This is a genomic window from Psychroflexus sediminis, assembly GCF_900099815.1.
Lineage (GTDB): Bacteria > Bacteroidota > Bacteroidia > Flavobacteriales > Flavobacteriaceae > Psychroflexus > Psychroflexus sediminis.
The window spans coordinates 238,185-259,627 of the sequence record NZ_FNCW01000002.1 but is presented as its reverse complement, the minus strand read 5'-3'; the positions used below and the strand labels follow the sequence as shown (position 1 = coordinate 259,627).

Below are 21,443 nucleotides of genomic sequence, written 5' to 3'. Positions count from 1 at the left end.
ACTCACTTGGAAAAACCTGTGGATTTCCCGAAGCTGGTTTTTATCTGGAAAGGTTCGTGCCTAGACATGCCACAGCTCATATACATAACGTTGCCCATAATGCTGAAAAAACCGAAAAGTTATCATAATGGTAACTTTTTTAGTTATATTTGCATCAAAGAAATTTGAATTGAAAATATTTTCGAGAGGAACATTACGAGATTTTTGGGAAAAACACGGTGATTGTGAATTGCAACTTAAAGCTTGGTATCGTGAAACCGAGAAATCAAATTGGAAAACGATTAACGAATTAAAATCTGAATACCCAAATGCAAGTATTTTAAAAGATAATCGAATTGTATTCAACATCAAAGGTAATGACTATCGGCTGATTGTAAAATTCAACTTTGAATATCAACTTGCTTGGATTCGATTTATTGGAACGCACGCTGAATACGATAAAATTAACGCAAACGAAATTTAAAATGGAAATAAAACCAATAAGAAACGAAGCTGATTACAAAAATGCTCTTGAGCGTTTGGAAGTGATTTTTGATGCAAAACGTGGAACGAAAGAAGGCGATGAACTCGAAATTTTATCGATTTTGATTGATAATTATGAAAGTGAAAACTTCCCAATCGAAATGCCAGATCCGATATCAGCAATTAATTTCAGAATGGAACAAATGGGTCTGAAACAAAAAGATTTGGTGGAAATGATAGGATTTAAAAGTAGAGTGAGTGAAATAATGAATAAAAAGCGAAAACTGACTTTGGATATGATTCGGAAATTAAACGCTAGCTTAAAAATTCCTACTGAAGTTTTAATTCAGGACTACTAACAATCAACACTACGAAAGCACTATGGGCAACATCGCATCCTATGAAAAGCAATCGTCCTGATCTTAGTTCAAATTTATAATATTTTTCTTTTAGCCTTATCTCATTTATAACTAATTTTTAAATCACGTTTTATAAAGTTTGAAGCTTGCTTCATAGCTTATAAAAATGTAACAATAATAACTTGCTCCGCACCTGCCTGCGTACCTTGGTAGGCAGGTCCTATGTGTGGTCAATAGATATCTACCGCCACCAGCATCTCTATGAGTGTAAGTTAAAAAAGTCCATCCACTTGCTATGAAAATGTGATCCAGCTGTAATCTAAATAGCTAGTCCCCTGCGGTGTTTTGTGATATGGACTTTAAGATTTTCTATGAGCTTTGTTATTGGTTTATAATTTTATCTCTATTCTATAATTTTCATCTTTTATTGTATCACTCCTATCTCGTAAGGTATTTCTGTTTTTATAACGGCTAAAGTTCTACTCAGTAGCTTTCTGGATACCTTGATGACTATCTTCTTGGTATCCTTGCCTAAATGCTTTCTGTAATAAGTTTGCATCACAGGGTCTGTTCTTATGGCTTGCCAAGAGGCTTCTACAAAATAAGACCGTATCAGTCTGTGCGCTCTCGAATTCATGCCCATAATTTTATAACTGGATCCGCTTTGGTGTAGCCCTGGTGCAATGCCCACATAGCCAGCAGGTGTTTTAAACTGTTGAATCGTCGAAGGTCTCCTAGTTCTGACAATATGCCACAGGCTACTATACCACCTATTCCTGGGATGCTTCTTAAAAGATAATAGTCCTTTTTGTAATGTTTTCTGCAATATGCCCTGAGCTGATTAGAGACTTCTCTCAATTCTTTATCTATAAACCGAAAGCTTCGCATCTTACTCTCCAGACTTTCTTTGCCTGTTGAATACTCAAACTTCAGCTCATCTATCCACTCTCTAAATTTATGACTCCAATGGTCGTTATCATGCTCCTCGGGAATGTGTATACCATAGTAAAGCAACTGCATCTTGATAAGACTCTTGATACGCCTGTAGTCCTTAACCAAATCATTTCGCCTTCTAAAGAGACTGCGAAGCTCCTCTCGCTCTTTATCAGGGATAGGAATGCTCTTTAAGCGTCCATCTTTAAGCTCTCGGCTAATAAGTTGGGCATCTATCTTATCGGTCTTGGTAAAACGTTCCTTGCCCTTACGGTGAATATAAGCTGTGGTGACTTCATAGCCTGGAAAGTGTTTAGTGACATACTTATGCAATTCCTCAGGATAGGGTTTTATACTGAAAGTCTTACCTGAAAATAAATCTGTAGCACAATGCACTTTCCAGCTTCGCTTGTGGATGTCAATTCCAATGTATAACTTTAACTCGGCACTAAGTTCAGTTTTCATTCTTTATATGTTTTGGTGAACTTTAAAGATACTGGACTTAGTGCTTTTTCATGGATGCTATAACTTATGGCGGATTTTATGATTAACCGAAAATTATAGTATTTTTAGAAAATTAAAAGTAAAACTAAATAACTTTCGCTTGTTTGCCCGCCACAATTACATATGCGATAAACGTTAGCCTTTATTATAAAAAAGATTCCCGATAGTTCTAAATTAGAGAACTAATTGTATATTTGTAACATAATTTGATGAATGAAACGAATAATTGCGAAAAGTACGCTACGAGAATATTGGGAAATACACGCTGACTCTGAACAGTATTTGAAAACTTGGTACGATACAGCAAAAAGTGCAAAATGGTTTTCTCCAAACGATGTTAAACAAACTTACATTTCCGCAAGTATTCTAAAAAATGGTCGAGTTGTTTTCAATATTAAAGGAAACTTTTATCGACTTATTGTTAAATTTAATTACGAAAAGCAGTGGGCGTTTATCCGTTTTATTGGCACACACGCTGAGTATGACAAAATAAACGCTGACACCATTTAAAAAAAGAATAATGAATTTAAGACCTATTAAAACCGAAAAAGATTACCGAAACGCTCTTGAACGATTGGAAGCGATTTTTGATGCACCTATTGACACTAAAGAAGGTGACGAAGCAGAAATTCTTTCATTGATGATTGAAAATTATGAAAATGAGCATTATCCGATAGAATCTCCAGATCCAATAGAAGCAATTAAAATCAGAATGGAAGAATTGAATCTACGTCAAAAAGATTTGGTAGGTGTAATTGGCGGTAAAAGTCGAGTATCCGAAATTTTAAATCGAAAAAAGAAATTGACTGTTGATATGATAAGAGAGTTAGAAAGATTACTTCAAATTTCTGCTTCAGTCTTAGTCAACAATTATCAACTCACAAAAAAATAACAAAGGGTAACAGCGCACATAGTTTATGGCGGATTTTATGATTAACCGAAAATTATAGTATTTTATTAAAAGCTCAACCGAAAGGCGAGCGGTTTTTATCCCGCCACAAACCATATACGCGAGACGTTGCCCATAATACTAAAAAACCAATGTCGTTTAAATGAATATTGAAAAAGCATATAACATTTGGGCTGACCGATACGATACAAACTCCAATAAAACTAGAGATTTAGACACCAAGTCAACAATCGAAACGCTCAATAAATTTGACTTCTCAAAAATCATAGAATTAGGTTATGGGACAGGGAAAATCACAAATTATCTGTTAAAAAAAGCGGATAAGATTATAGGGATTGACTTTTCGCAAGAAATGCTGAATATAGCTAAAGCAAAAATTCAAAACGAACGTGTGGAATTTCGAAAAGCTGATTTAACAGCGGAATGGAATATTGAGAATGACTTTGCAGATTTAATAACTTGTAATTTAGTTCTTGAACATATCAAAACTTAGATTTAGTTTTCATTCAAGCGAATAAGAAATTAAAGAGTGGTGGGATATTATTCATCAGTGAACTTCACCCCTTCAAACAATATTCAGGAAGCAAAGCCAAATTCGAAACTGAGAATGGAACCCAGGAATTGGAAACTTATGTTCACCACATCTCGGAATATTTGGACGTAGCGACTGAAAACGGATTTAAATTGGTGGAATTAAATGAATGGTTTGACAAAGAAAATAAGGATGCAATTCCGAGACTGATTGGAATTGTATTTAAAAAAAGTAAACTAGGTAAAATCTAGTATAGCCAATGGCCATTAAGGGCAAAATCTAAAGTTTTGGTATATTTAGAAACTCAAAAGATAAACTGAAAAGGTAATCTTATATTTACACGCTAGTTGCCATACTAGAGATCCGTTGCCCACCATTAAAGAACTACTCCGTTATCATAACGCTTTAACTATTTGTCAGTACCCAAAGTTCAACTTCTTCCAGAGAACGCAAATTATGTCCTCTTTTTGTTTTAGTAGAAGCTGTTTTTACAGATTTTTTAAAGCATCTTTCCAATTGGAACCTGTTCCCTGCAGCTAATTCTTTTTTTATTGGATGCTCCGTTGTTAAATTTGCTATTTGAGCTAAGTTGGAGAAAATAACTACCAATTTCCCCTTAGGTAAGAGTCGTTTTTTTGCTGCAATAAAAAAATTAGAAAATAATGTCTTATCATAATAAATAGCATCATCAATACTTCCTAAATCATGACTTTTTGGCAACCAGGGTGGATTAAACACGATCAATTCTGTCTGTTTTTCCCACTTACCAAAAAGGTTTCCCAAATCCAGCTCTATCTTTCGAGAAAGCTTAGTGGTTCCCATGAACTCTTTCAATCCGATAATTGCATTAGGATTAATATCAGTTGCATAAACTTTTTGAAAGCCATGTTGTATCATTTGTAAGGCTAAAACACCACATCCAACACCAACTTCAATAACTGTTTTTTTGGGACCTTTATAGCGTTTCAACCAATTGTCAAAAAGAACTAAATGATCAAAACGGGTTGGAAAGTAAATTCCATAATATGGATGTAACTTGTTTCTTAACACCGGTAAAGAAACTCCATTTTCATACCATTGCCAGGCACTATTCAAGCCTTGTATTTGAGGAAAGGTCAAATAGAAATGGTTGTTTTCCGGATAAATTTTTTTTAACCAGCCGATACTGGGTGATTTCTTTGCGCATAATTTTTGATCGGTAATCTCTATTAAAATCAGATTTGAAAGTTTAAAGTATTCTGAACGATAATCTTGCTGATCCTTAAAAGACTTACCAGGGAGTTTTCGCTTTAGATAGGTATGTAAATGCTTTAGTAAAGCTATTCCATCATTATAAAACTCATTGATTAGTATAAATTCACCTTGTACTAAGTATTCAATCGTGTTTTCAACATTAGCTCCTTGTTTAAATGTTTTTTTGGCTTTATTAATTAAAATAGGCTCTGGCTTATTTACTTCACTACTAGTAATCATAGGTTCGTTTTCATTTTTTATAAGGTAGACAATCCTTTCTCCCAATTACTATTATTTGATAGATAATAATTCAAATAAGTTAGAGCAATAATGTGTGTAGCGCATTGCGGCTGAATTCCTTAGCGGAATTCAAGGCTTATTTGCTATCCCTGTCTACCGCCAGGCAGGTTCTTGCCTACTTCATAATCCCGAAATTTCGGGACCCGCGGATTTTAAGTTTGGTATGTTCCGCCACAGATAAATGCTTAAACACGCAACTATTTATACCTAAACCGCTGTGCTTCATAATCTGACAATCCCAATGAATTAAAAATCATATCTTTAGCGAAACGAAAGACTAGTGATAAAATTCTTTAGAAAAATTCGTCAAAAAACACTGGCTGAGAGCCCGCCTGCCCTGCCTGCCGGCGAGACAGGCAGGGCAGGTAAATTTGGTAAATACCTGCTTTATGCCACAGGTGAAATCATCCTTGTGGTTATCGGAATCTTAATTGCGCTTTCCATCAATACCTGGAATCTGGACCTACAGAATGCCAAACAGGAAAAACAAATCTTAACTCAGCTATTAGAAGAATATAAAAACAATCTGTACCAGCTCAACAGTAAAATATTTATACGGGACGAAATCATAACGTCTTCTGTTAAATTAGTGGATTACAGCAACCTGGACACTGACCTGATTAGCAGCGACAGTCTCAATCGCTACCTGTCCAGAACCATCACACGCCCAACCTTTGACCCGGCATTAGGTGTAAGTAATGACCTCACAAATTCCAGAAGATTATACCTGCTTACCAATCCTGAGTTAAGAGAACAAATATCTGCATTCTCCAGTTCTTTAAGTGAATTACGGGAAGAAGAAACGATAATAGTGAATTGGGTTGAAGAGCGTTTTTATCCCTTTTTAATAAAACACTATCAAATTGGTCGATTGAATGTAGAGTTTCTGGATGATGAAAAATTCAGAGAAAAGGTGACTCAAATCAAGTTTAAGAAACAAAAATCTCTAAAGGAATTATTCGCGCAAAGTGACCCTACCGACTTGTTAAACCATCCTGACTTTGAGGATTTTTTGAGTTTATTGATTGTTAACACGACTTACACGAACGACCAGTCTCTTGGTGTGAAACTTAAAATTGAAAACATAATCGCTCTGATTGAAGAAGAAATCGAAAAATAACGAAAGGCTAACCTTATGCATAGAACATTAGCTTTAAACAGAAACCTGTTAAATTTTGGAATACCCTTAGGTCTTTTAGGGATCCTGATTTTAGTGATGAAATCACCGGTTCTGGCGGCAAATGAGACTTTGGTTATGGCCATTACAGCAGACCTGTTGCTGACTGTTCCGCTGATTTATTTTCTGCTAATTCGAAGGTCTAAAATTCCTAAAACAACAGTGATTCTTGTTCTGATCATCGGACTTTTAATGGGGTCCTTTTTCCTCCCAAAGGAAGATCAGCAATACCTTGAATATTTTAAAACCTGGATACTCCCTTTTCTGGAGTTAGCTGTATTTAGCTATGTCTTTTGCAAGCTTAGAAAAGCAATTATAAAATTTAAGGAAAATGAAAAATCAACATTTGATTTTTTTACAACTTTGAAAGAAACCTGTTACGACATTCTGCCCCAAAAAGCGGTTATGCCCGTAGTTACTGAAATTGCGGTGTTTTACTATGGTTTTATTAACTGGAAAAGACGAGAATTGAAAGCCAATGAATTTTCCTACCACAAAGACAGCGGAACAATTGCCTTGCTGATTGTAACTCTATTCCTGGTAGCAATTGAGACCGCTGCAATTCATATTTTACTTTCAAAATGGAGCGATGTAGCGGCCTGGATTTTGACATTTTTGAGTATGTATTCAGGAATTCAGATTTTCGGGTTCTTAAAATCGATGTTTAAAAGACCCATATCCCTGGAGAAAGACCGACTTCACCTTCGTTATGGAATCATGACGGAAACAACTATCGGCCTACAAGATATTGACAGCCTTGAAGTGTCATCAAAAGATATAGAGCCAGATAAGGAAACCCGAAAATTATCACTTTTTGGTGAACTGGAAAGCCACAACATCATAATCCGCTTGAAAAAAGAAAACGAACTGACCGGGCTTTACGGGATAAAAAGAAAGTATAAAAATTTAGCATTCTACGTAGACGATACAATTGAATTTGAAAATCAAATAAATAAAGCCTTAGCACATCTAATTTATACAAAGAAAGATAAGCTTCGGAATAAAAACCTGAGAACGAATTATGAAATATAAAGCATTCCTATGTATTGCCATACTGCCTGTTTTACTCGTAATCAGCAGCAGTGCCACGGATAAGCGTTTTCCGCAAGCAGGACGTTTCATTATAGAAAAAGACCTGTTAGTGGTACAATTTGACTGTAAAACGGATGTAGATGACCTTCATACTGTCGCCGCTTTTAAGACATTGATGTTCAATCCGGCCTATTCAAAACTAAATTATCATGCAGTCGCCGGCACTTATGGCATGCAGGAGGGCTTGTATGTGCCCCCCAATGCGCTGTTTCAGCTCGCCTTTGGAGAGAACTGGACAAACGCTCATTCTAACTGGAAAGGGGCTGTTGAAACCGTAAAAATCACTGGCCATACAAACCCTATTACAGGGCGGGGACGTATGGATTGCCGATGCGGGACAGTCGGATTTTTCCGCTGAACTTGTACATGCTGTTCAAAAGGACCTGCCTGAAATAGAAACCTCGAAAAGAATACATGTGGTTCAACATGCCGAATGGAATGAAGAGGTAACCACACCTGAAAAGCTGGATTTCGTGAAACGAGTTACGGATTATGTAAAAATACCGGATGGTAATGGGGTCGGAAACGGAACTCCCGGATTTCGTGACCCGGACTTCACCCACTGGGAGCACTACATTACCGATCCGGCCTTGACTGAAATATGGCAGCTCGCCGTGGATTTAGCCAATAAATACAATGGTAAAGAAGGACGCTATACCAATGAGTCTATTTTAGCCGGAGGCCTGGATTTTTCAGATCTTGCTGAAGTCTGCTGGATTCTGGGACTACAGGATCTAAAGGATACAGAACAATTTTTTAAACGCTTTGCCAACTAAAAAACCATATAAGTGATTACTATTAACTCTATTACTCAAACTGTAGCCAGGACCTGCTATATTCCAGAGGGAGTGGGTCAGGAAAGCTTCTTTCAGTGATTTTAGCTACTTTACCAGGAGAAAGCTAACTCACTTTAAAGGTCAAAAGTGTTTAACCAAAAGCCGAGGTGAAAATTTCAAAACCACCCGATATGAACATAGTAATTCTTACAGCAATAGGCATAATTTTCACCTGTAATTCGGTTTTCGGACAAATTACCCAGGAATATGCGGAAGACGTAAAATCGGTAGATGCAATAATAAATGCCTATTATGATGTTGTATCTGGATCTGGCAGTGAGCCCTGGGAGTTTAAAAGAGATAAATATATTCATTCAGAGAATGCCGTTATAACAAGACTGGACGAAAACGGAAAAGCAGAATCACATCCCCTTGAAGCGGAATATATCCCGATAGCATTATCACCCAAAGAGGATTTCTATGAAAAGGAACTTAAAAGAATAGTTAGTAAATATGGAAATATTGCACAAGTTTGGAGTGCCTTTGAAATACGAACTGATCCGAACACTGAATCCCGAATCAGAGGATTAAATAGCATTCAACTCCATTATGAAAATGGAAGATGGTGGATAGATAGCTGGACTTGCGAAATGGAATCTGAAAAAAGCTCTGTAGTGACTGAGTTTTTGACTAAGGAATAAAATGCGTTCGCTAATCATGGCTATAAGTAATTGCTTGCTCTTCTCTGCTTCTGCATCAAATTTCTCCCAAAGCTTCAGGACTAAACAAAGGCTAAGACTTTCACCTGTACCCGATCCCGATCTTAAACAGGCTTCTTCACGAGTTATTTAATAACATATATCTATTTTTATTCGTTTTTTATTCGTTTTGGTGTTAAATATTTAAAATAATCTAAATTTATCGTATTTTTAAAAGTTCGAAAGACAAGCGGTCTTGACTGACTGGCGGGATGGAATTAATTTTGAAAAGTGGTTTTGGAATTCAGGCACATTAACCTGGGGACCAGCAGGTATAAGCCCCGTGATGAATGGCTGGCCTTCTGATTTAAAAAGATAAGTGATGCTATAAACTTTTAAACCTAACCAAAATGAATCTTACAAAAACACTAAGAAACCAAGGCTACGATCTTATTGAAGGTCCCGTTAGAAATCACAAACTCTTACAGCTGTGGTTAAAAAAACCATTTAATGATGTGCAGCTTTATTATTCGCACATCCAGCATGCCTTCACCAGCGAGGCTAAAATGAATGAAGTCGTCAATACAGCTTTGCATGTGACCTCAGCCACCAAAGATGAATACAGTTTCAATATTGGTGTTTCCATGCTGGAAGATATTTTAAACTCAATCGGTCTTGGAGCTTTTGAAATTTCAGCAAAGATAAGCTCCGGAAAAAAAGTAAGCATCAGTTATGATAATTCCATCACCAAGGAGGTACCCATAGGAGAAATTCAAAACTATCTGGCCAGCTCCGATTTTTTACACCCCAATAGAACTCTTCTCCAAAATGCCAATAGAAGAAATATTTTGGTAATTTCCGGTACATTATTAGCAAAAAATCTGGTGGTTGAAATTGAAACCGATTTTGCTATCGAGGCTGATTTGGTGGCGAGCCTAAATCAAGCAGCTGAGGGTAAATTAGATTTTTTAAGGAAGAGTGAAAGTGAATTAAAAATGGTTTCGATTGGGAGTAATTACTTTCCTGTGGCCGTAAAAGCAGATCGGATAGACTTCGATATGGGTCATTTTATCAATACAAATCTGGTGACAGATAACAGACGCTTCTTCTAATAAGCATGAGCCTTATACCTGGTCTGAAGTAAGAGTTGTAGTTGACCTGATGGCTTTGCAGGCATTGAGCACCCAAATCCCGAATCATTTAGGTGTCCTTCAGAACTCATCCTAACCCACTGTAAACATCAAGCTAAAGTGAAACGCTAAGCAATGTATTGCAAAGTATAAAGGATGACAGGGGCCAAAATCAAAAGAAAAATACATAACCTGTTTTAGAGATCGGCTAGTGTATTATGAAATTTTAGAAAAAAACCATGAAGGCGTTATTTTGATGTTAAAACGAATCCAGCCGTCGGGAGGTACGTCTGTAATTAGTAATATTAAGTGAACAATTATTAATTTTAACTAAAAACTAAACTTATGGACTGGATTGAGTTAATTGGAATTTTTGTAACCGCACTTTTTATTGGAGCTTTATTCTTTTACGGCTTCAGCGTCAGAGGACCCTGGGGCTCTTTTTGGGCTTATTTACTTGTCCTGATCGGCGGAATTTGGTTAATTTCCGTAATTTCAGATCCGGTTGGGCCGGTTTACTGGAACATCGCCTGGTTTGATTTCTTATTCGTAGGACTCCTATTTGCCTTAATTCTTTCAGCCGCTACGCCTACCCGAGTGGATAGAAAAAGATATGAAGAGTTTTACAGCAGAACTGAAAGAACTCCTACAGAACCGGCTGAGCCTGCAGTTGCTGTTGGTATCTGGTTCTGGCTCATGTTATTGCTTATCGTCGTTGCCATTGTTTCAGCAAGCATAGCATAAACGAATTCAGGGTTTGACTCCCTTTTTAACCAGGTTGTCCTTTAATACATCCCACACGTTGTCGGCCACAATTTTATAGCCTTCGGCGGTGGGGTGTATGCCATCCTGCTGGTTTAATTCAGGATCTCCGGCAACCCCCTCCAGGAGGAATGGAATAAGATCCACATTGTTTTTTTCGGCAAGGTCTGGGAAAATGTTTCTAAAATCGGTGGTGTAGCTTTCTCCCATATTCGGTGGGATCTGCATTCCGGCGAGGATAATTTTGGTCTCGGGATTTTTCGCCCTTACCGTGTTGATGATATCCTGAAGATTTTCCCGGGTTTCCTCGATAGGTATTCCGCGTAAACCATCGTTAGCTCCCAGCTCCAAAACAAAAACATCCACATCCTGGTTTAAAACCCAGTCGATTCTGTTTTTCCCGCTGGCTGTTGTTTCACCGCTTAGTCCTGCATTCACCACTTCATAATCATAACCCAGAGAGTCAAGCCTATGCTGAATACGTGCCGGAAATGCCTCAGAAAGCTCCAGGCCCATTCCAGCCGTCAAGCTGTTTCCGAAGAAAAGAATCACGTTTTTTTCTTCAACCTCAGCCCGGGTTTCTGTTTCAGGGCTTTCCGCTGATGTTTGCTCTGCTTTCTTATCGGTAGTCTTTCCGCAGGAAAGCAACAGAAATACAAAAAAAATACAGAAATAAGGCCTTAAGGTTCTCATAACACAGGGGTTTATAATCAATTCGTTTCTTTATTTTGCCTTTATTCGATAAAAGACATTAACCAGATTTAAGATGGCAAAGATATTAAACGTTCGCAACCTTGAGAAAAGCTATTCCAGCGGATCCAAACGGCTTAAAGTTTTACAAGATATTCATTTTGAAGTTGAGGAGCAAAAGACTTTTGCCATCGTTGGGCCTTCCGGAAGCGGAAAAACGACTTTACTCGGCCTTTGCGCCGGTTTAGACAGCCCAGATACAGGATCCATCGAGTTGTGCGGAAGCGAACTGAGTGAACTCGGTGAAGATGAAAGAGCCCTGCTTAGAAATAAACATATCGGTTTTGTTTTTCAGGATTTCCAACTCTTACCAACACTCACCGCCTTGGAAAATGTGGCTGTTCCCCTGGAACTTCAGGGGGATAAAAATGCTTCTAAAATAAGCAAAGACCTGCTGGAAAAAGTGGGATTGGGGGATCGCATTCATCATTATCCTTCTCAACTTTCAGGAGGTGAACAACAGCGCGTAGCGGTCGCCCGTGCATTTTCGAATCGTCCCTCCATTCTGTTTGCCGATGAGCCCACAGGGAATCTGGATGCAGAAACCGGTGAAAAAGTAGAAGCCCTGCTTTTCGAGCTTAACAAAGAGGCAGGCACTACGCTTGTCATTGTTACCCATGACATAGAACTGGCCCATAAAACACAGCATATCCTCAGGCTGAAAGGAGGCAGAATTGTTGAAAACCAAGAAAAGCAGGTCTAATGAACAAGCATAAAACCTCAGGACCAGGCTTCAGCTGGCTCTTTAAAATGGCATGGCGTGACGGAAAAGCCAGCGGCAGGAAGCTGATTATTTTCATGGCTTCTATCGTGCTGGGTATCGCAGCCGTGGTTTCCATTCAATCCTTTGGGGAGAATCTAAAAGACACTATTGCTTTAGAATCCAAAGCGCTTATGGGCGCCGATTTTAAAATAGACAGTGACGATCCGCCCAATGAGCGTGTGCTTCAGATCATGGATTCGCTGGGTGGTCCTAAAGCCAAAGAAATCAATTTCGCTTCCATGGCGGCTTTTCCACAACATGAAGCCACCAAACTAATGCAGGTCAGAGGGATTGAAGGCGGTTTCCCGTTTTATGGTGAACTGGAAACTCAGCCGGTTTCCGCGGCCTCTGCTTATCAGAAAGAGGGCGCAGCCCTGGTCGATGCTACGGTCATGCTTCAACTGGGCATACAGCCAGGCGACAGTATAAAAATCGGTAAAGTGAGTTTACCCATTGCCGGCGCGCTAAACGCTGTTCCGGGAAGTACCGCTATTTTTAGTTCTGTAGCCCCTCCGGTGCTCATACCCTATAGATTTATTGAAGAGTCAGGGCTGGTGCAAACCGGAAGCCGGATAGATTACGAATTTTATTTTACGGCAGCACCTTCAGCAGACATGGAAAAACTGGATGAAAAGTTAGATCCCATGCTGGATGCAGAAGAAGCAGATTTAGACACCCACACCTCTACCAGCGACCGACTGGGAAGACGCTATGAGAATTTTGGTAAGTTTCTCAATCTTGTGGCCTTCATTGCTTTATTACTTGGCTGCGTTGGTATTGCAAGTGCTATTCACATTTACATCAAAGAGAAATTACGCGCCGTTGCGGTTTTGAAGTGTCTGGGAGCGAGTAAAAAACAGACGTTTTTAATATACCTCATTCAGGTAGCGATGATGGGGCTGATAGGCGGTCTCGTAGGTACCGTTGCCGGATTGCTGCTACAGCAGGTATTCCCGCTTCTCCTGGAAGGTTTACTGCCCGTTGATGTACAAATCACGTTCTCGTTGCAGGTCATTGTCATGGGTGTTTTACTTGGGATTTTCATGTCGGTCCTGTTTGCTTTATATCCCTTAATCGGGACGCTTTATATTTCTCCATTACAGGCCCTGAGGGTCATAAAGGAGGAGTCTAAAAAATCCAGAAAGGCCGTTATTTTGGTATCTGCCGGTATCTTTTTATTTATCTTTTTATTCTCGCTCTGGCTCCTGGAAGACTGGGTATATTCCTTAGCTTTTGTCGGAGGAATTTTACTCACCTTCGCTATTCTTGCCGGGGTAGCTTACCTGTTCATGCAGGCTATCCGGAAATATTTCCCACAGCAGTGGGGATTTGTTGCCAGGCAAAGCCTGCTGAACCTTTTCAGACCTCAAAATCAGACCCTTACGTTGGTTTTAGCTATTGGAGTAGGAACTTTTTTAATAAGCACGCTTTACTTCAGCAAAGATTTACTGCTGGCACAGGCTTCTATAGAGTCCCAGTCCAGCAGTCCCAATATGATCCTGCTGGATGTGCAAAGCGAGCAGCGCCAGGCCCTGTCTCAAACCATAAAAGCAAAGGATTTACCCGTTTTAAGCGACATCCCCATTGTCACCATGCGGGTGCAAAGTCTGGCAGGAAGATCCGTGCAGGAAATAAGAAAGGATTCGACTTCCCGGGTAAACGGCTGGGTGCTGGATCATGAATTTAGGACTACCTATCGCGACTCCCTTATTGCGTCTGAAAGTATCGAAAGCGGATCCTGGACTGCTGAAGGAGAAAATCTTAACCCGGTTCCCGTTTCCATTAGCACTAATTTTGCTGAAGATGCTAAAGTTGACGTTGGGGATAAACTGGTCTTTAATGTCCAGGGCGTATTGCTGGAGGCCGTGGTAGGCAGTATAAGAAAGGTAGACTGGTCGCGGATGCAACTGAATTTCTCTCTGGTGTTTCCTGAAGGTGTTTTGGAAAAAGCCCCGCAATTCCATGTTCTGACCACCAAACTCCCCGGCAAAGAAAAATCGGCAGAATTGCAGCAGGAACTGGTGAAAAAATATCCTAACGTGTCTATCATTGATTTACAGCAGGTCTTAAATGTCATCGAAATGCTCCTGGGAAGAATTTCGTGGATCATCAATTTTATGGCCTTCTTTAGTATTCTCACCGGAATTATTGTGCTTTTAGGAGCCATAAGAACCAGCAAATACCAGCGTATTCGGGAAAGTGTATTGCTGAGAACGCTGGGAGCCAAAAGCAAACAGATTTTAAATATCACTGCTTTAGAATATATTTATCTTGGTGTTCTCGGAGGTTTATCCGGCGTTTTGCTATCCTTGATCAGCAGCCAGCTGCTGGCCTGGCTGGTATTTGAATCTCCATTTACACCATCTTTAATTCCATTTCTGATTATATTTCCTGGAATTGTTTTGTTAGTTTTAGTTATCGGATTAAGCAATAGCCTGAGTGTGATCAGAAAACCCCCGCTGGAGGTGTTAAGAAAGGAAGTAAGCTAAATGTTGGTCAGGTTCATGTGCATGGAATGAGCAACTTTAGGGTGCTGGTGTCTTAAATTAGAGAGGTATTTATTTCAGTTCTTAAAGGCTTGCAGCTGTGTCAAATTAGTTAATACATTCGGTTTACAGAGAATTTTAAAAACAAATCCCATGAGAAATCCTACAGAGTTTTATAAGGATATTATCCAGTATTTTGAAACGAATTACATTCACCTTGGATTTACACTGCTGTTCCTGATTTCGTGATTTCTGATCGCCAATTTCGTCAAACACAGAGTCCGGCTGCGTCTGGTAAAAAAATCTCCAAATCACGTCACCGCTACCTTTATCTCGCAGATCATCAGCTTTGCCCTCAAGACCGCTGTGCTGCTCATCACGCTTTATATGCTAGGCCTGGATGCCTTTACCAACAAGGTACTGGCAGGAGCAGGACTGCTAACCTTTGTGATCGGTTTTGCATTAAAGGACATCGGCGAAAACTTTTTAGCGGGTATTATCCTGGCCTTTAAAAGTCCGTTCAGATTGAATGATTTGATTGAAGTCGATAAGATTGTTGGTTTTGTAAAAGACATCAACATTCGTGAAACGCTTATCAAAACCCCGGATGGCAGAGATGTCTTTTTACCCAATTCCATTATACTCAAGAACCCTCTATTCAATTATACGATAGATGGATTCCTGAGGTATGAATTCACTGTGGGTATTGCTTATGAAAACAGTCCTAGGAAAGCCTCTGAAATTATTGAGGAAACCCTCAGCAAGTTGGATTCGGTTTTGAAAGGAGACAAAAAACCCAGCATAGCTATTGATGAATTCGCCACCAACACCGTTAACTTAAAAGTTCGGTTTTGGATTAACACCTTCGAATCCACAAAGCGGTCTTACCATATCAACATCAGGTCTAACGTCATGGATAAGGTCATGGGGGCATTATTATCTGCAGGCTTTAGCCTTCCTGCTTCTATTGTGGAATTGAAAAACTACGATCAATCCGATTCCTTAAACCTGAAGCTGGATGGAGATAAAAAGGAATAGATTCAACATCTAATCAGAAAACTCCATTTTCAACTGAGCCTGCTCAATTATGAAATGGAGTTAAATTAATCCAGTAAGCCTATCTGGTTACACTAACAGCGTTTTAATACTTGTCATTCAGTTGGTCTCTGTATTCATTACGTAAAGAACGAACACCCGTCAACCCACCGAATGCAGCGACGATGATACCTAATATTAACGTAATGGAAAGGTATAATGCTGCCTGAGAAGCAGCTTCTGCAGCAGCTTCAGCTTTCTCAGCGAGCTCCTTTTGAGCATTGTTTAAAAAGGCTTTGGCTTCACTTTTTACACCCTTGTAAGTATCCACATAATTGTTTACCGTTTTACGCGCTTCTTGTTCTGAAAGGTCTGAACGGTTCACCAGGATGTTGACGAGTGCTTCCCTGTCAAGTGCTTCCAGCGACTGAGAAAATTCTTCTTCAGCTTTTTCAAAGACTTTATTCACCTCTTCCTCTAGTGCTGCAGGGTTTTTTGCCGCATCTACAGCCTGATTTTCTGCAGTTTCAGCCACGTCTTCGGCCTTAGATTCTAAACGGTCAGGGTCCAGAGCCTTCTTTTCTGTATCTTCCAAAAGTGCATAAAATTCAGCACGAGCTTCCTGCCAGCTGATATCACTTATTTCAAAATCATTCCCGTCATCCTGGGTATGCTCGTTCACCATGACCTCACTGGCCTGTAAGGCTGCAAATGAAATAGCATTACCTACGCCGGAAATCACTTTTCCTACCGCCGTAAATACAAGCAGGCAGGACAGTAAACAGTAAAGTGCCCAGGTTAGAAATCCCTGCATGATACCCCCCTTGTCAGTAAAAGAAACCCCCGCTCTGGAGGCTAGCCTTGCTCCTACAAAAAGAGCTAGAATATTGGACAGTATCCACCAAATAATAGCTCCGGTCCCAACACCACTAAGTGCATTTTGTTCTTCGGCAGGGTCTATAGCTCCAAAACCAATGGCTATACCTATAAGGTTCAGCAGAAGCATGATTGAAAATACGGTGACGAGTCCTCCAAAAATGGCTCGCCAAGAAATGGCTTTTTTAGGCATTTGACCGAATTTCGATATTTTTTTTTCGTCATTTTCCATGATATAAATTTTAGTGAAAACTATGTTATTATAAGATCTGAAAACAGTCAAGACACAACTTTAGGCTTTTTCAATTTCTTTGATCAGTTCTTCTTTGGTTTTGCCTGTTTTTTCCTGCAGACGCCCTAACATTTCCTCAAACTTCCCTTCAGAAAAAGAGAGGTCATCATCGGTGAGCTGACCATACTTTTGCTTAAAATTTCCTTTCGCCTGGTTCCATTTTCCTTCTAATACATCTGTGTTCATTTTGATATTTTTTTAAGATTTGTTATAAAATTACAAAAAAACCAGATTATAAGTCTTAATTATTTATTAAGCCCTTCAATCCTATACTCAATAAAAATTCGAACCTTTATCATTATTTTGAAAAAAAAATCAATTAAGCTCCCCGATCTGATTATTAACAACTCTTAAAAACATAGTGTTTCCTATACTTTAGCGGATACTACCCAGTATTGAGCAGCATTTCAAATTCTGAATCTGAATCAGCATTTGTATTTTAACAGATATTAAATTAACTTACGTTAAATTTAATATGTTTTATGCCTGTTCCTTACACTTTTTTTGGCCTCCTTACACCCTACCATAAGCTAGGCCTCGGAATTCTTTATGCCGCAATAACGATCTATTCCATTTACCTGCTGTTCAAAAATGAAAAACCTTTGCATTGTTTTATATGGATGGTATTCATCCTGTTCATTCCTTTTATAGGCAGTGTACTGTATTTATCAAAATATTTTATCAACAAAAAAACCAAGCAACCCGTTTAAACCCATTCTTATGAAAAAAAATTCGAAACTCTCGTACCTTTTCCTGGCTTTTCTGCTCGTCGGAATATCCTGTCAGGAGGCTTCAGAAAAAGAAGAAGACATCAATCAAAAATTAACCGCCTGGCTGGATGAAAAACACGAAGAATCCCTTCAGACCAGTCCGTTAAGACTCACGGCCCTTGGCCGAAAAGACCGCTATGGAGAACTGGATGACATGAGCATGGAAGCGCTAAAGGAAGAGGCAAAATGGATGCAGGAATCTGTTGATGAGCTTAAGGCAGAGTTTGATTATGACCAGCTCGATCAACAGGGTCAGTTGTCTTATGACTTGTGGATTTATCAAAATGAAGCAAAGCAGAAAGAAGTGAAGTATGCTCCTATGGAATATATTTTTGACCAGATGACATCCATCCATACTCGTCTTCCTAACATGCTTATCAACTTTCATAAAGTTGACAGCCTAGCTGATATGGAAGCATACATCAGTCGGATTGAGAAAATGGATAGAGCTATGAACCAGTTGCTGGATCGCGCAAAATCTCAGGCTAAAAATGACATTCTTCCTCCTCGATTTGCTTTGGAAATCGTTCAAAAACAAAGCGAATCTCTGATAACCGGCCAGCCTTTTGAAGAGAGCGAGGAAATTTCGGCTATTTTCCAAGACATGAAGAAAAAAATAGGCGCTTTACTCGAAGCCGAATTGATTTCAGAAGAAAAGGCAGAAGAACTGGAACAGGCCTCGAAAGAATCTTTATTAAATGCTTTTAAGCCTTCTTACGAAAAACTGATTGCCTGGACTGAAAAAGAATTGCCCAATACTGAAGAAACCCCTACCGGTGTAAGCCGTCATGAAAACGGAACTGAATATTATAACTACAGACTGAATACTTCCACCACAACAGATCTTACTGCTGATGAAATTCATAACATTGGCTTAAAGGAGGTGAAACGCATACAGGAAGAAATGAAGCTCATCAAAGAAGAAGTTGGTTTTGACGGTGACTTACAGGCCTTTTTCAAATTCGTAAATGAAGATGAGCAATTTTATTTCCAAAATACGGACGAAGGACGACAAGCTTACTTAACGGAAGCTACAAAATACATCGATGAAATCACAGAGAAACTCCCCGACTACTTTGGCATTTTACCCAAAGCGGGTTTAGAAGTGAAGCGGGTTGAGCCTTTTAGAGAGCAGGATGGCGCACCCCAGCATTATATGGCCGGAACGCCGGATGGCTCAAGACCCGGCACTTATTATGTGCATCTTTCGGATATGTCTTCCATGCCAAAAACAACTTTGGAAGGCGTGGCTTATCATGAAGGAAATCCCGGACATCATATGCAGATTTCCATAGCTCAGGAATTAGAAGATATCCCAAAATTCAGAACCCAGGGCGGTTACAATGCCTATGTGGAGGGCTGGGCTTTATATTCTGAAAAACTGGCCAAGGAAATGGGGCAGTATGAAAATCCTTACTATGATTTTGGAAGACTGGTCAACGAAATCTGGAGGGCGATCCGATTGGTGGTTGATACAGGACTTCATTCCAAAGGCTGGACAGAAGCAGACGCTATTCAGTATTTCAGCGAAAACTCATCTGTCTCTGAAGGTGCTATCAAAGCGGAGGTTAGACGTTATATGGTTATCCCCGGACAGGCTACAGGCTATAAAATCGGTATGCTGAAAATTGGTGAACTCAGGCAAAGAGCAAAAGAAGAATTGGGTGAAGGTTTTGATATCAAAGCTTTTCACGATCTCGTTCTTGGCAGTGGTGCTTTGCCTTTAAATTATCTGGAAAAGCAGGTTGACTCCTGGATAAAAGACCAAAAGCAGGCACTTTAGAAAGTAAGGTTTAGGATAGATTTATGGAAAAAGTGGGGTTAAATTTTTATTTTGAGAGAAATTAAGAATCATGAACATTCAGGCTTACTTATCTTTTGAAGGAAATTGTAAAGAAGCATTCAATTTTTATCAGTCCATTTTTGGGGGCAGAATCATTAACCGACAAACCTATCAGGATGAAATCCTTAACGTCCCTGAGCATTACAGAGACAAGCTGCAACATGCCGAACTGGTAGGAGATGGTTTTCACATGATGGGAAATGACACTGCTCCAGACGCAACAGTAACAAAAGGCACTAAAATCCAGATGAGTATAGACCTAGATGATAAAGACAAGGGTCAGGAAATTTTTGACGCCTTAGTCAAAGAGGGAAAGCTTCTGGCAACCTACCAGAAAACCAGCTGGGGCGCACATTATGGAAGACTGACCGACAAATACGGTGTCAACTGGATGATTAATGCGAAATAAGCCCGAAGGACTTTAAAAAACAAGAACGCAGCCTCAGGAGCTGCGTTTTTTTTAGGCTTCAGAAACAGGTCTGCGTTTCAGTTTAATCACGGTGACCTCCGGCCAGATTCCCACCCGACCCGGATAGGCCAGGTAACCAAACCCGCGATTCACATTAATAAAACGTTTCGCATTTTCATAAAGCCCGGCCCACTGTTCATAGCGATACTGTACAGGACTCCACTTGAACCAGCCTGGAATTTCAATCCCAAACTGCATTCCATGCGTATGTCCGCTCAAGGTCAGTTGCACATCCTTCTCGTGATTTTTAATCACCTCATCCCAGTGCGAGGGATCGTGACTCATCAGGATTTTAAAATCTTTAGGATCTACACCTTTCGCGGCTTTTTCAAAATCACCCGCTTTTTTAAAACCGCCTTTGCCCCAGTTTTCAACCCCTATCACGTGCAGTTTATGCTCTCCTCTTTTTATTTCTTTGCGCTCATTTCTAAGCAAATCCCAGCCTAAATCAGAATGCACCTTCACTAAATCCTTAAAATTTTCCTGCTTTTTGTCCTCGCTTGCAAACTGATAATAATCCCCATAATCGTGATTCCCAAGTATGGAGTAAACGCCGTCTTTCGCTTTCAATCGAGAAAAAACGGGAATCCAGGGCTTCATTTCTTCAGCCAGATTATTCACCAGGTCTCCGGTGAATAAAACCACATCCGACTCCTGTTCATTCACCAGATCTACCGCATAGTTAATCTCCTCTTCATTATCAAAACTCCCGCTATGTATATCGCTGATCTGCGTTAGCGTATACCCGTCAAATTCCTCGGGCAAATTGTCAAATTCCAGCTCGTAAGACAGAACTTTAAAATTATATTTCCCTTTATACATACCATAGAGCAGCGACAGGAATGGAATGGCGCCAAGCCCCAACGCAAGTGTACTTATGAATTTGCGGCGTGAAGGAAAATTTTCAGCCGAAGACGTAAAAAGTTTATTGTAGATAAAAATAAAAACCCTCAGGATATCTTCACCAAACATCACCACGACAACACTGAGCTTTAATGCTGAAAGGCTTAGAAAAATACCGATCATATAGGCCCGAAAACCGGTCAAAGACCCATGCGTAGTAGGCTGATAAAACGAATATATCAACAGGCCAACGACGACAACCGTGATGGCCACATAGGCCGATAAGCTCCACCAGAATTTAAACAGCGTCCTAAACGCCTGAAACGCATATACTTCCAAAGCCAGTAAAATGGCTATTGAGATGATCCACCGCATTTTTTTTCTGCAAATATAGACCTCGAAAATTAGCGACAAACCGCTTTATATAAAGTTTTAGAAGTATTTATCC

Annotated in this window: 22 protein-coding genes and 1 pseudogene; 17 read left to right on the top strand and 6 right to left on the bottom strand. The window is 39.6% G+C overall.

What is annotated here, in order from left to right:
• The first annotated feature begins 127 nt into the window (after positions 1-127).
• Positions 128-463 (top strand): type II toxin-antitoxin system HigB family toxin, encoded by a 336-nt coding sequence (locus BLP81_RS02650; RefSeq protein WP_394330525.1) that lies wholly within the window; start codon positions 128-130, stop codon positions 461-463.
• A gap of 1 nt (position 464) precedes the next feature.
• On the top strand, positions 465-821 hold the full coding sequence (locus tag BLP81_RS02645) for a helix-turn-helix domain-containing protein (protein ID WP_093365344.1): 357 nt from the start codon (positions 465-467) through the stop codon (positions 819-821).
• Between the two features lie 424 nt (positions 822-1,245).
• On the opposite strand, the pseudogene BLP81_RS02640 reads toward BLP81_RS02645, so the two are convergent.
• Positions 1,246-2,219 (bottom strand): annotated as a pseudogene (locus tag BLP81_RS02640) (IS110 family transposase).
• Between the two features lie 252 nt (positions 2,220-2,471).
• Here BLP81_RS02640 and BLP81_RS02635 point away from each other — a divergent pair.
• From BLP81_RS02635 to BLP81_RS13740, 3 genes are all read left to right on the top strand, one after another.
• Entirely contained in the window at positions 2,472-2,768 is a 297-nt protein-coding gene (locus BLP81_RS02635; RefSeq protein ID WP_093365341.1) for a type II toxin-antitoxin system HigB family toxin, read from the top strand.
• Between the two features lie 10 nt (positions 2,769-2,778).
• On the top strand, positions 2,779-3,150 hold the full coding sequence (locus BLP81_RS02630) for a helix-turn-helix domain-containing protein (RefSeq protein ID WP_093365338.1): 372 nt from the start codon (positions 2,779-2,781) through the stop codon (positions 3,148-3,150).
• Positions 3,151-3,310: 160 nt separating this feature from the next.
• Positions 3,311-3,661 carry a class I SAM-dependent DNA methyltransferase gene (locus tag BLP81_RS13740; protein WP_245686395.1) on the top strand — a complete coding sequence of 117 codons (351 nt, stop codon included), beginning with the start codon at positions 3,311-3,313 and terminating at the stop codon, positions 3,659-3,661.
• 444 nt (positions 3,662-4,105) lie between these two features.
• Here BLP81_RS13740 and BLP81_RS02620 read toward each other — a convergent pair whose 3' ends face one another.
• The gene (locus BLP81_RS02620) at positions 4,106-5,218 is read right to left on the bottom strand and encodes a methyltransferase (protein WP_317039064.1); all 1,113 of its coding nucleotides are present in this window, start codon (positions 5,216-5,218) and stop codon (positions 4,106-4,108) included.
• A 295-nt stretch (positions 5,219-5,513) separates the two neighbouring features.
• On the opposite strand from BLP81_RS02620, the gene BLP81_RS02615 reads away from it, so the two are divergent.
• The 7 genes from BLP81_RS02615 (at position 5,514) to BLP81_RS02590 (ending at position 10,850) form a co-directional block, all read left to right on the top strand.
• The gene (locus tag BLP81_RS02615; protein ID WP_093365336.1) at positions 5,514-6,353 is read left to right on the top strand and encodes a DUF6090 family protein; all 840 of its coding nucleotides are present in this window, start codon (positions 5,514-5,516) and stop codon (positions 6,351-6,353) included.
• A 15-nt stretch (positions 6,354-6,368) separates the two neighbouring features.
• Positions 6,369-7,442 carry a hypothetical protein gene (locus BLP81_RS02610; protein WP_218118866.1) on the top strand — a complete coding sequence of 358 codons (1,074 nt, stop codon included), beginning with the start codon at positions 6,369-6,371 and terminating at the stop codon, positions 7,440-7,442.
• Positions 7,432-7,860 (top strand): hypothetical protein, encoded by a 429-nt coding sequence (locus BLP81_RS13720; RefSeq protein WP_218118865.1) that lies wholly within the window; start codon positions 7,432-7,434, stop codon positions 7,858-7,860. The genes BLP81_RS02610 and BLP81_RS13720 overlap by 11 nt, the downstream gene beginning before the upstream one ends.
• 58 nt (positions 7,861-7,918) lie before the next feature.
• The gene (locus BLP81_RS13715) at positions 7,919-8,278 is read left to right on the top strand and encodes a hypothetical protein (RefSeq protein ID WP_218118864.1); all 360 of its coding nucleotides are present in this window, start codon (positions 7,919-7,921) and stop codon (positions 8,276-8,278) included.
• Positions 8,279-8,469: 191 nt separating this feature from the next.
• Positions 8,470-8,979, top strand: coding sequence for a hypothetical protein (locus tag BLP81_RS02600; RefSeq protein ID WP_093365464.1), 510 nt, complete (start codon positions 8,470-8,472; stop codon positions 8,977-8,979).
• Between the two features lie 407 nt (positions 8,980-9,386).
• Positions 9,387-10,088, top strand: a complete 702-nt coding sequence (locus tag BLP81_RS02595) for a gasdermin (RefSeq protein ID WP_093365333.1) — start codon at positions 9,387-9,389, stop codon at positions 10,086-10,088.
• Positions 10,089-10,451: 363 nt separating this feature from the next.
• Complete coding sequence (locus tag BLP81_RS02590; protein ID WP_093365330.1) at positions 10,452-10,850, top strand: hypothetical protein; 399 nt, start codon at positions 10,452-10,454, stop codon at positions 10,848-10,850.
• A 6-nt stretch (positions 10,851-10,856) separates the two neighbouring features.
• On the opposite strand, the gene BLP81_RS02585 is transcribed toward BLP81_RS02590, so the two are convergent.
• A complete protein-coding gene (locus tag BLP81_RS02585; RefSeq protein ID WP_093365328.1) occupies positions 10,857-11,561 on the bottom strand; it encodes an arylesterase in 705 nt (234 codons plus the stop codon).
• Positions 11,562-11,634: 73 nt separating this feature from the next.
• On the opposite strand from BLP81_RS02585, the gene BLP81_RS02580 reads away from it, so the two are divergent.
• The 3 genes from BLP81_RS02580 (at position 11,635) to BLP81_RS02570 (ending at position 15,905) form a co-directional block, all read left to right on the top strand.
• Complete coding sequence (locus tag BLP81_RS02580; RefSeq protein WP_093365325.1) at positions 11,635-12,321, top strand: ABC transporter ATP-binding protein; 687 nt, start codon at positions 11,635-11,637, stop codon at positions 12,319-12,321.
• Complete coding sequence (locus BLP81_RS02575; protein WP_176752670.1) at positions 12,321-14,870, top strand: ABC transporter permease; 2,550 nt, start codon at positions 12,321-12,323, stop codon at positions 14,868-14,870. Before BLP81_RS02580 ends, BLP81_RS02575 begins: the two co-directional genes overlap by 1 nt.
• A gap of 384 nt (positions 14,871-15,254) precedes the next feature.
• The gene (locus BLP81_RS02570) at positions 15,255-15,905 is read left to right on the top strand and encodes a mechanosensitive ion channel family protein (RefSeq protein WP_245686394.1); all 651 of its coding nucleotides are present in this window, start codon (positions 15,255-15,257) and stop codon (positions 15,903-15,905) included.
• 103 nt (positions 15,906-16,008) lie between these two features.
• On the opposite strand, the gene BLP81_RS02565 is transcribed toward BLP81_RS02570, so the two are convergent.
• Positions 16,009-17,010, bottom strand: coding sequence for a hypothetical protein (locus BLP81_RS02565; RefSeq protein ID WP_093365320.1), 1,002 nt, complete (start codon positions 17,008-17,010; stop codon positions 16,009-16,011).
• A gap of 60 nt (positions 17,011-17,070) precedes the next feature.
• Entirely contained in the window at positions 17,071-17,256 is a 186-nt protein-coding gene (locus BLP81_RS02560; RefSeq protein WP_093365318.1) for a CsbD family protein, read from the bottom strand.
• Between the two features lie 534 nt (positions 17,257-17,790).
• Here BLP81_RS02560 and BLP81_RS02550 point away from each other — a divergent pair.
• Positions 17,791-19,623, top strand: a complete 1,833-nt coding sequence (locus BLP81_RS02550) for a DUF885 domain-containing protein (protein ID WP_093365313.1) — start codon at positions 17,791-17,793, stop codon at positions 19,621-19,623.
• 70 nt (positions 19,624-19,693) lie between these two features.
• A complete protein-coding gene (locus tag BLP81_RS02545; protein WP_093365310.1) occupies positions 19,694-20,092 on the top strand; it encodes a VOC family protein in 399 nt (132 codons plus the stop codon).
• A gap of 51 nt (positions 20,093-20,143) precedes the next feature.
• Here BLP81_RS02545 and BLP81_RS02540 read toward each other — a convergent pair whose 3' ends face one another.
• On the bottom strand, positions 20,144-21,370 hold the full coding sequence (locus BLP81_RS02540; RefSeq protein WP_093365307.1) for a metallophosphoesterase: 1,227 nt from the start codon (positions 21,368-21,370) through the stop codon (positions 20,144-20,146).
• Between the last annotated feature and the right edge of the window lie 73 nt (positions 21,371-21,443).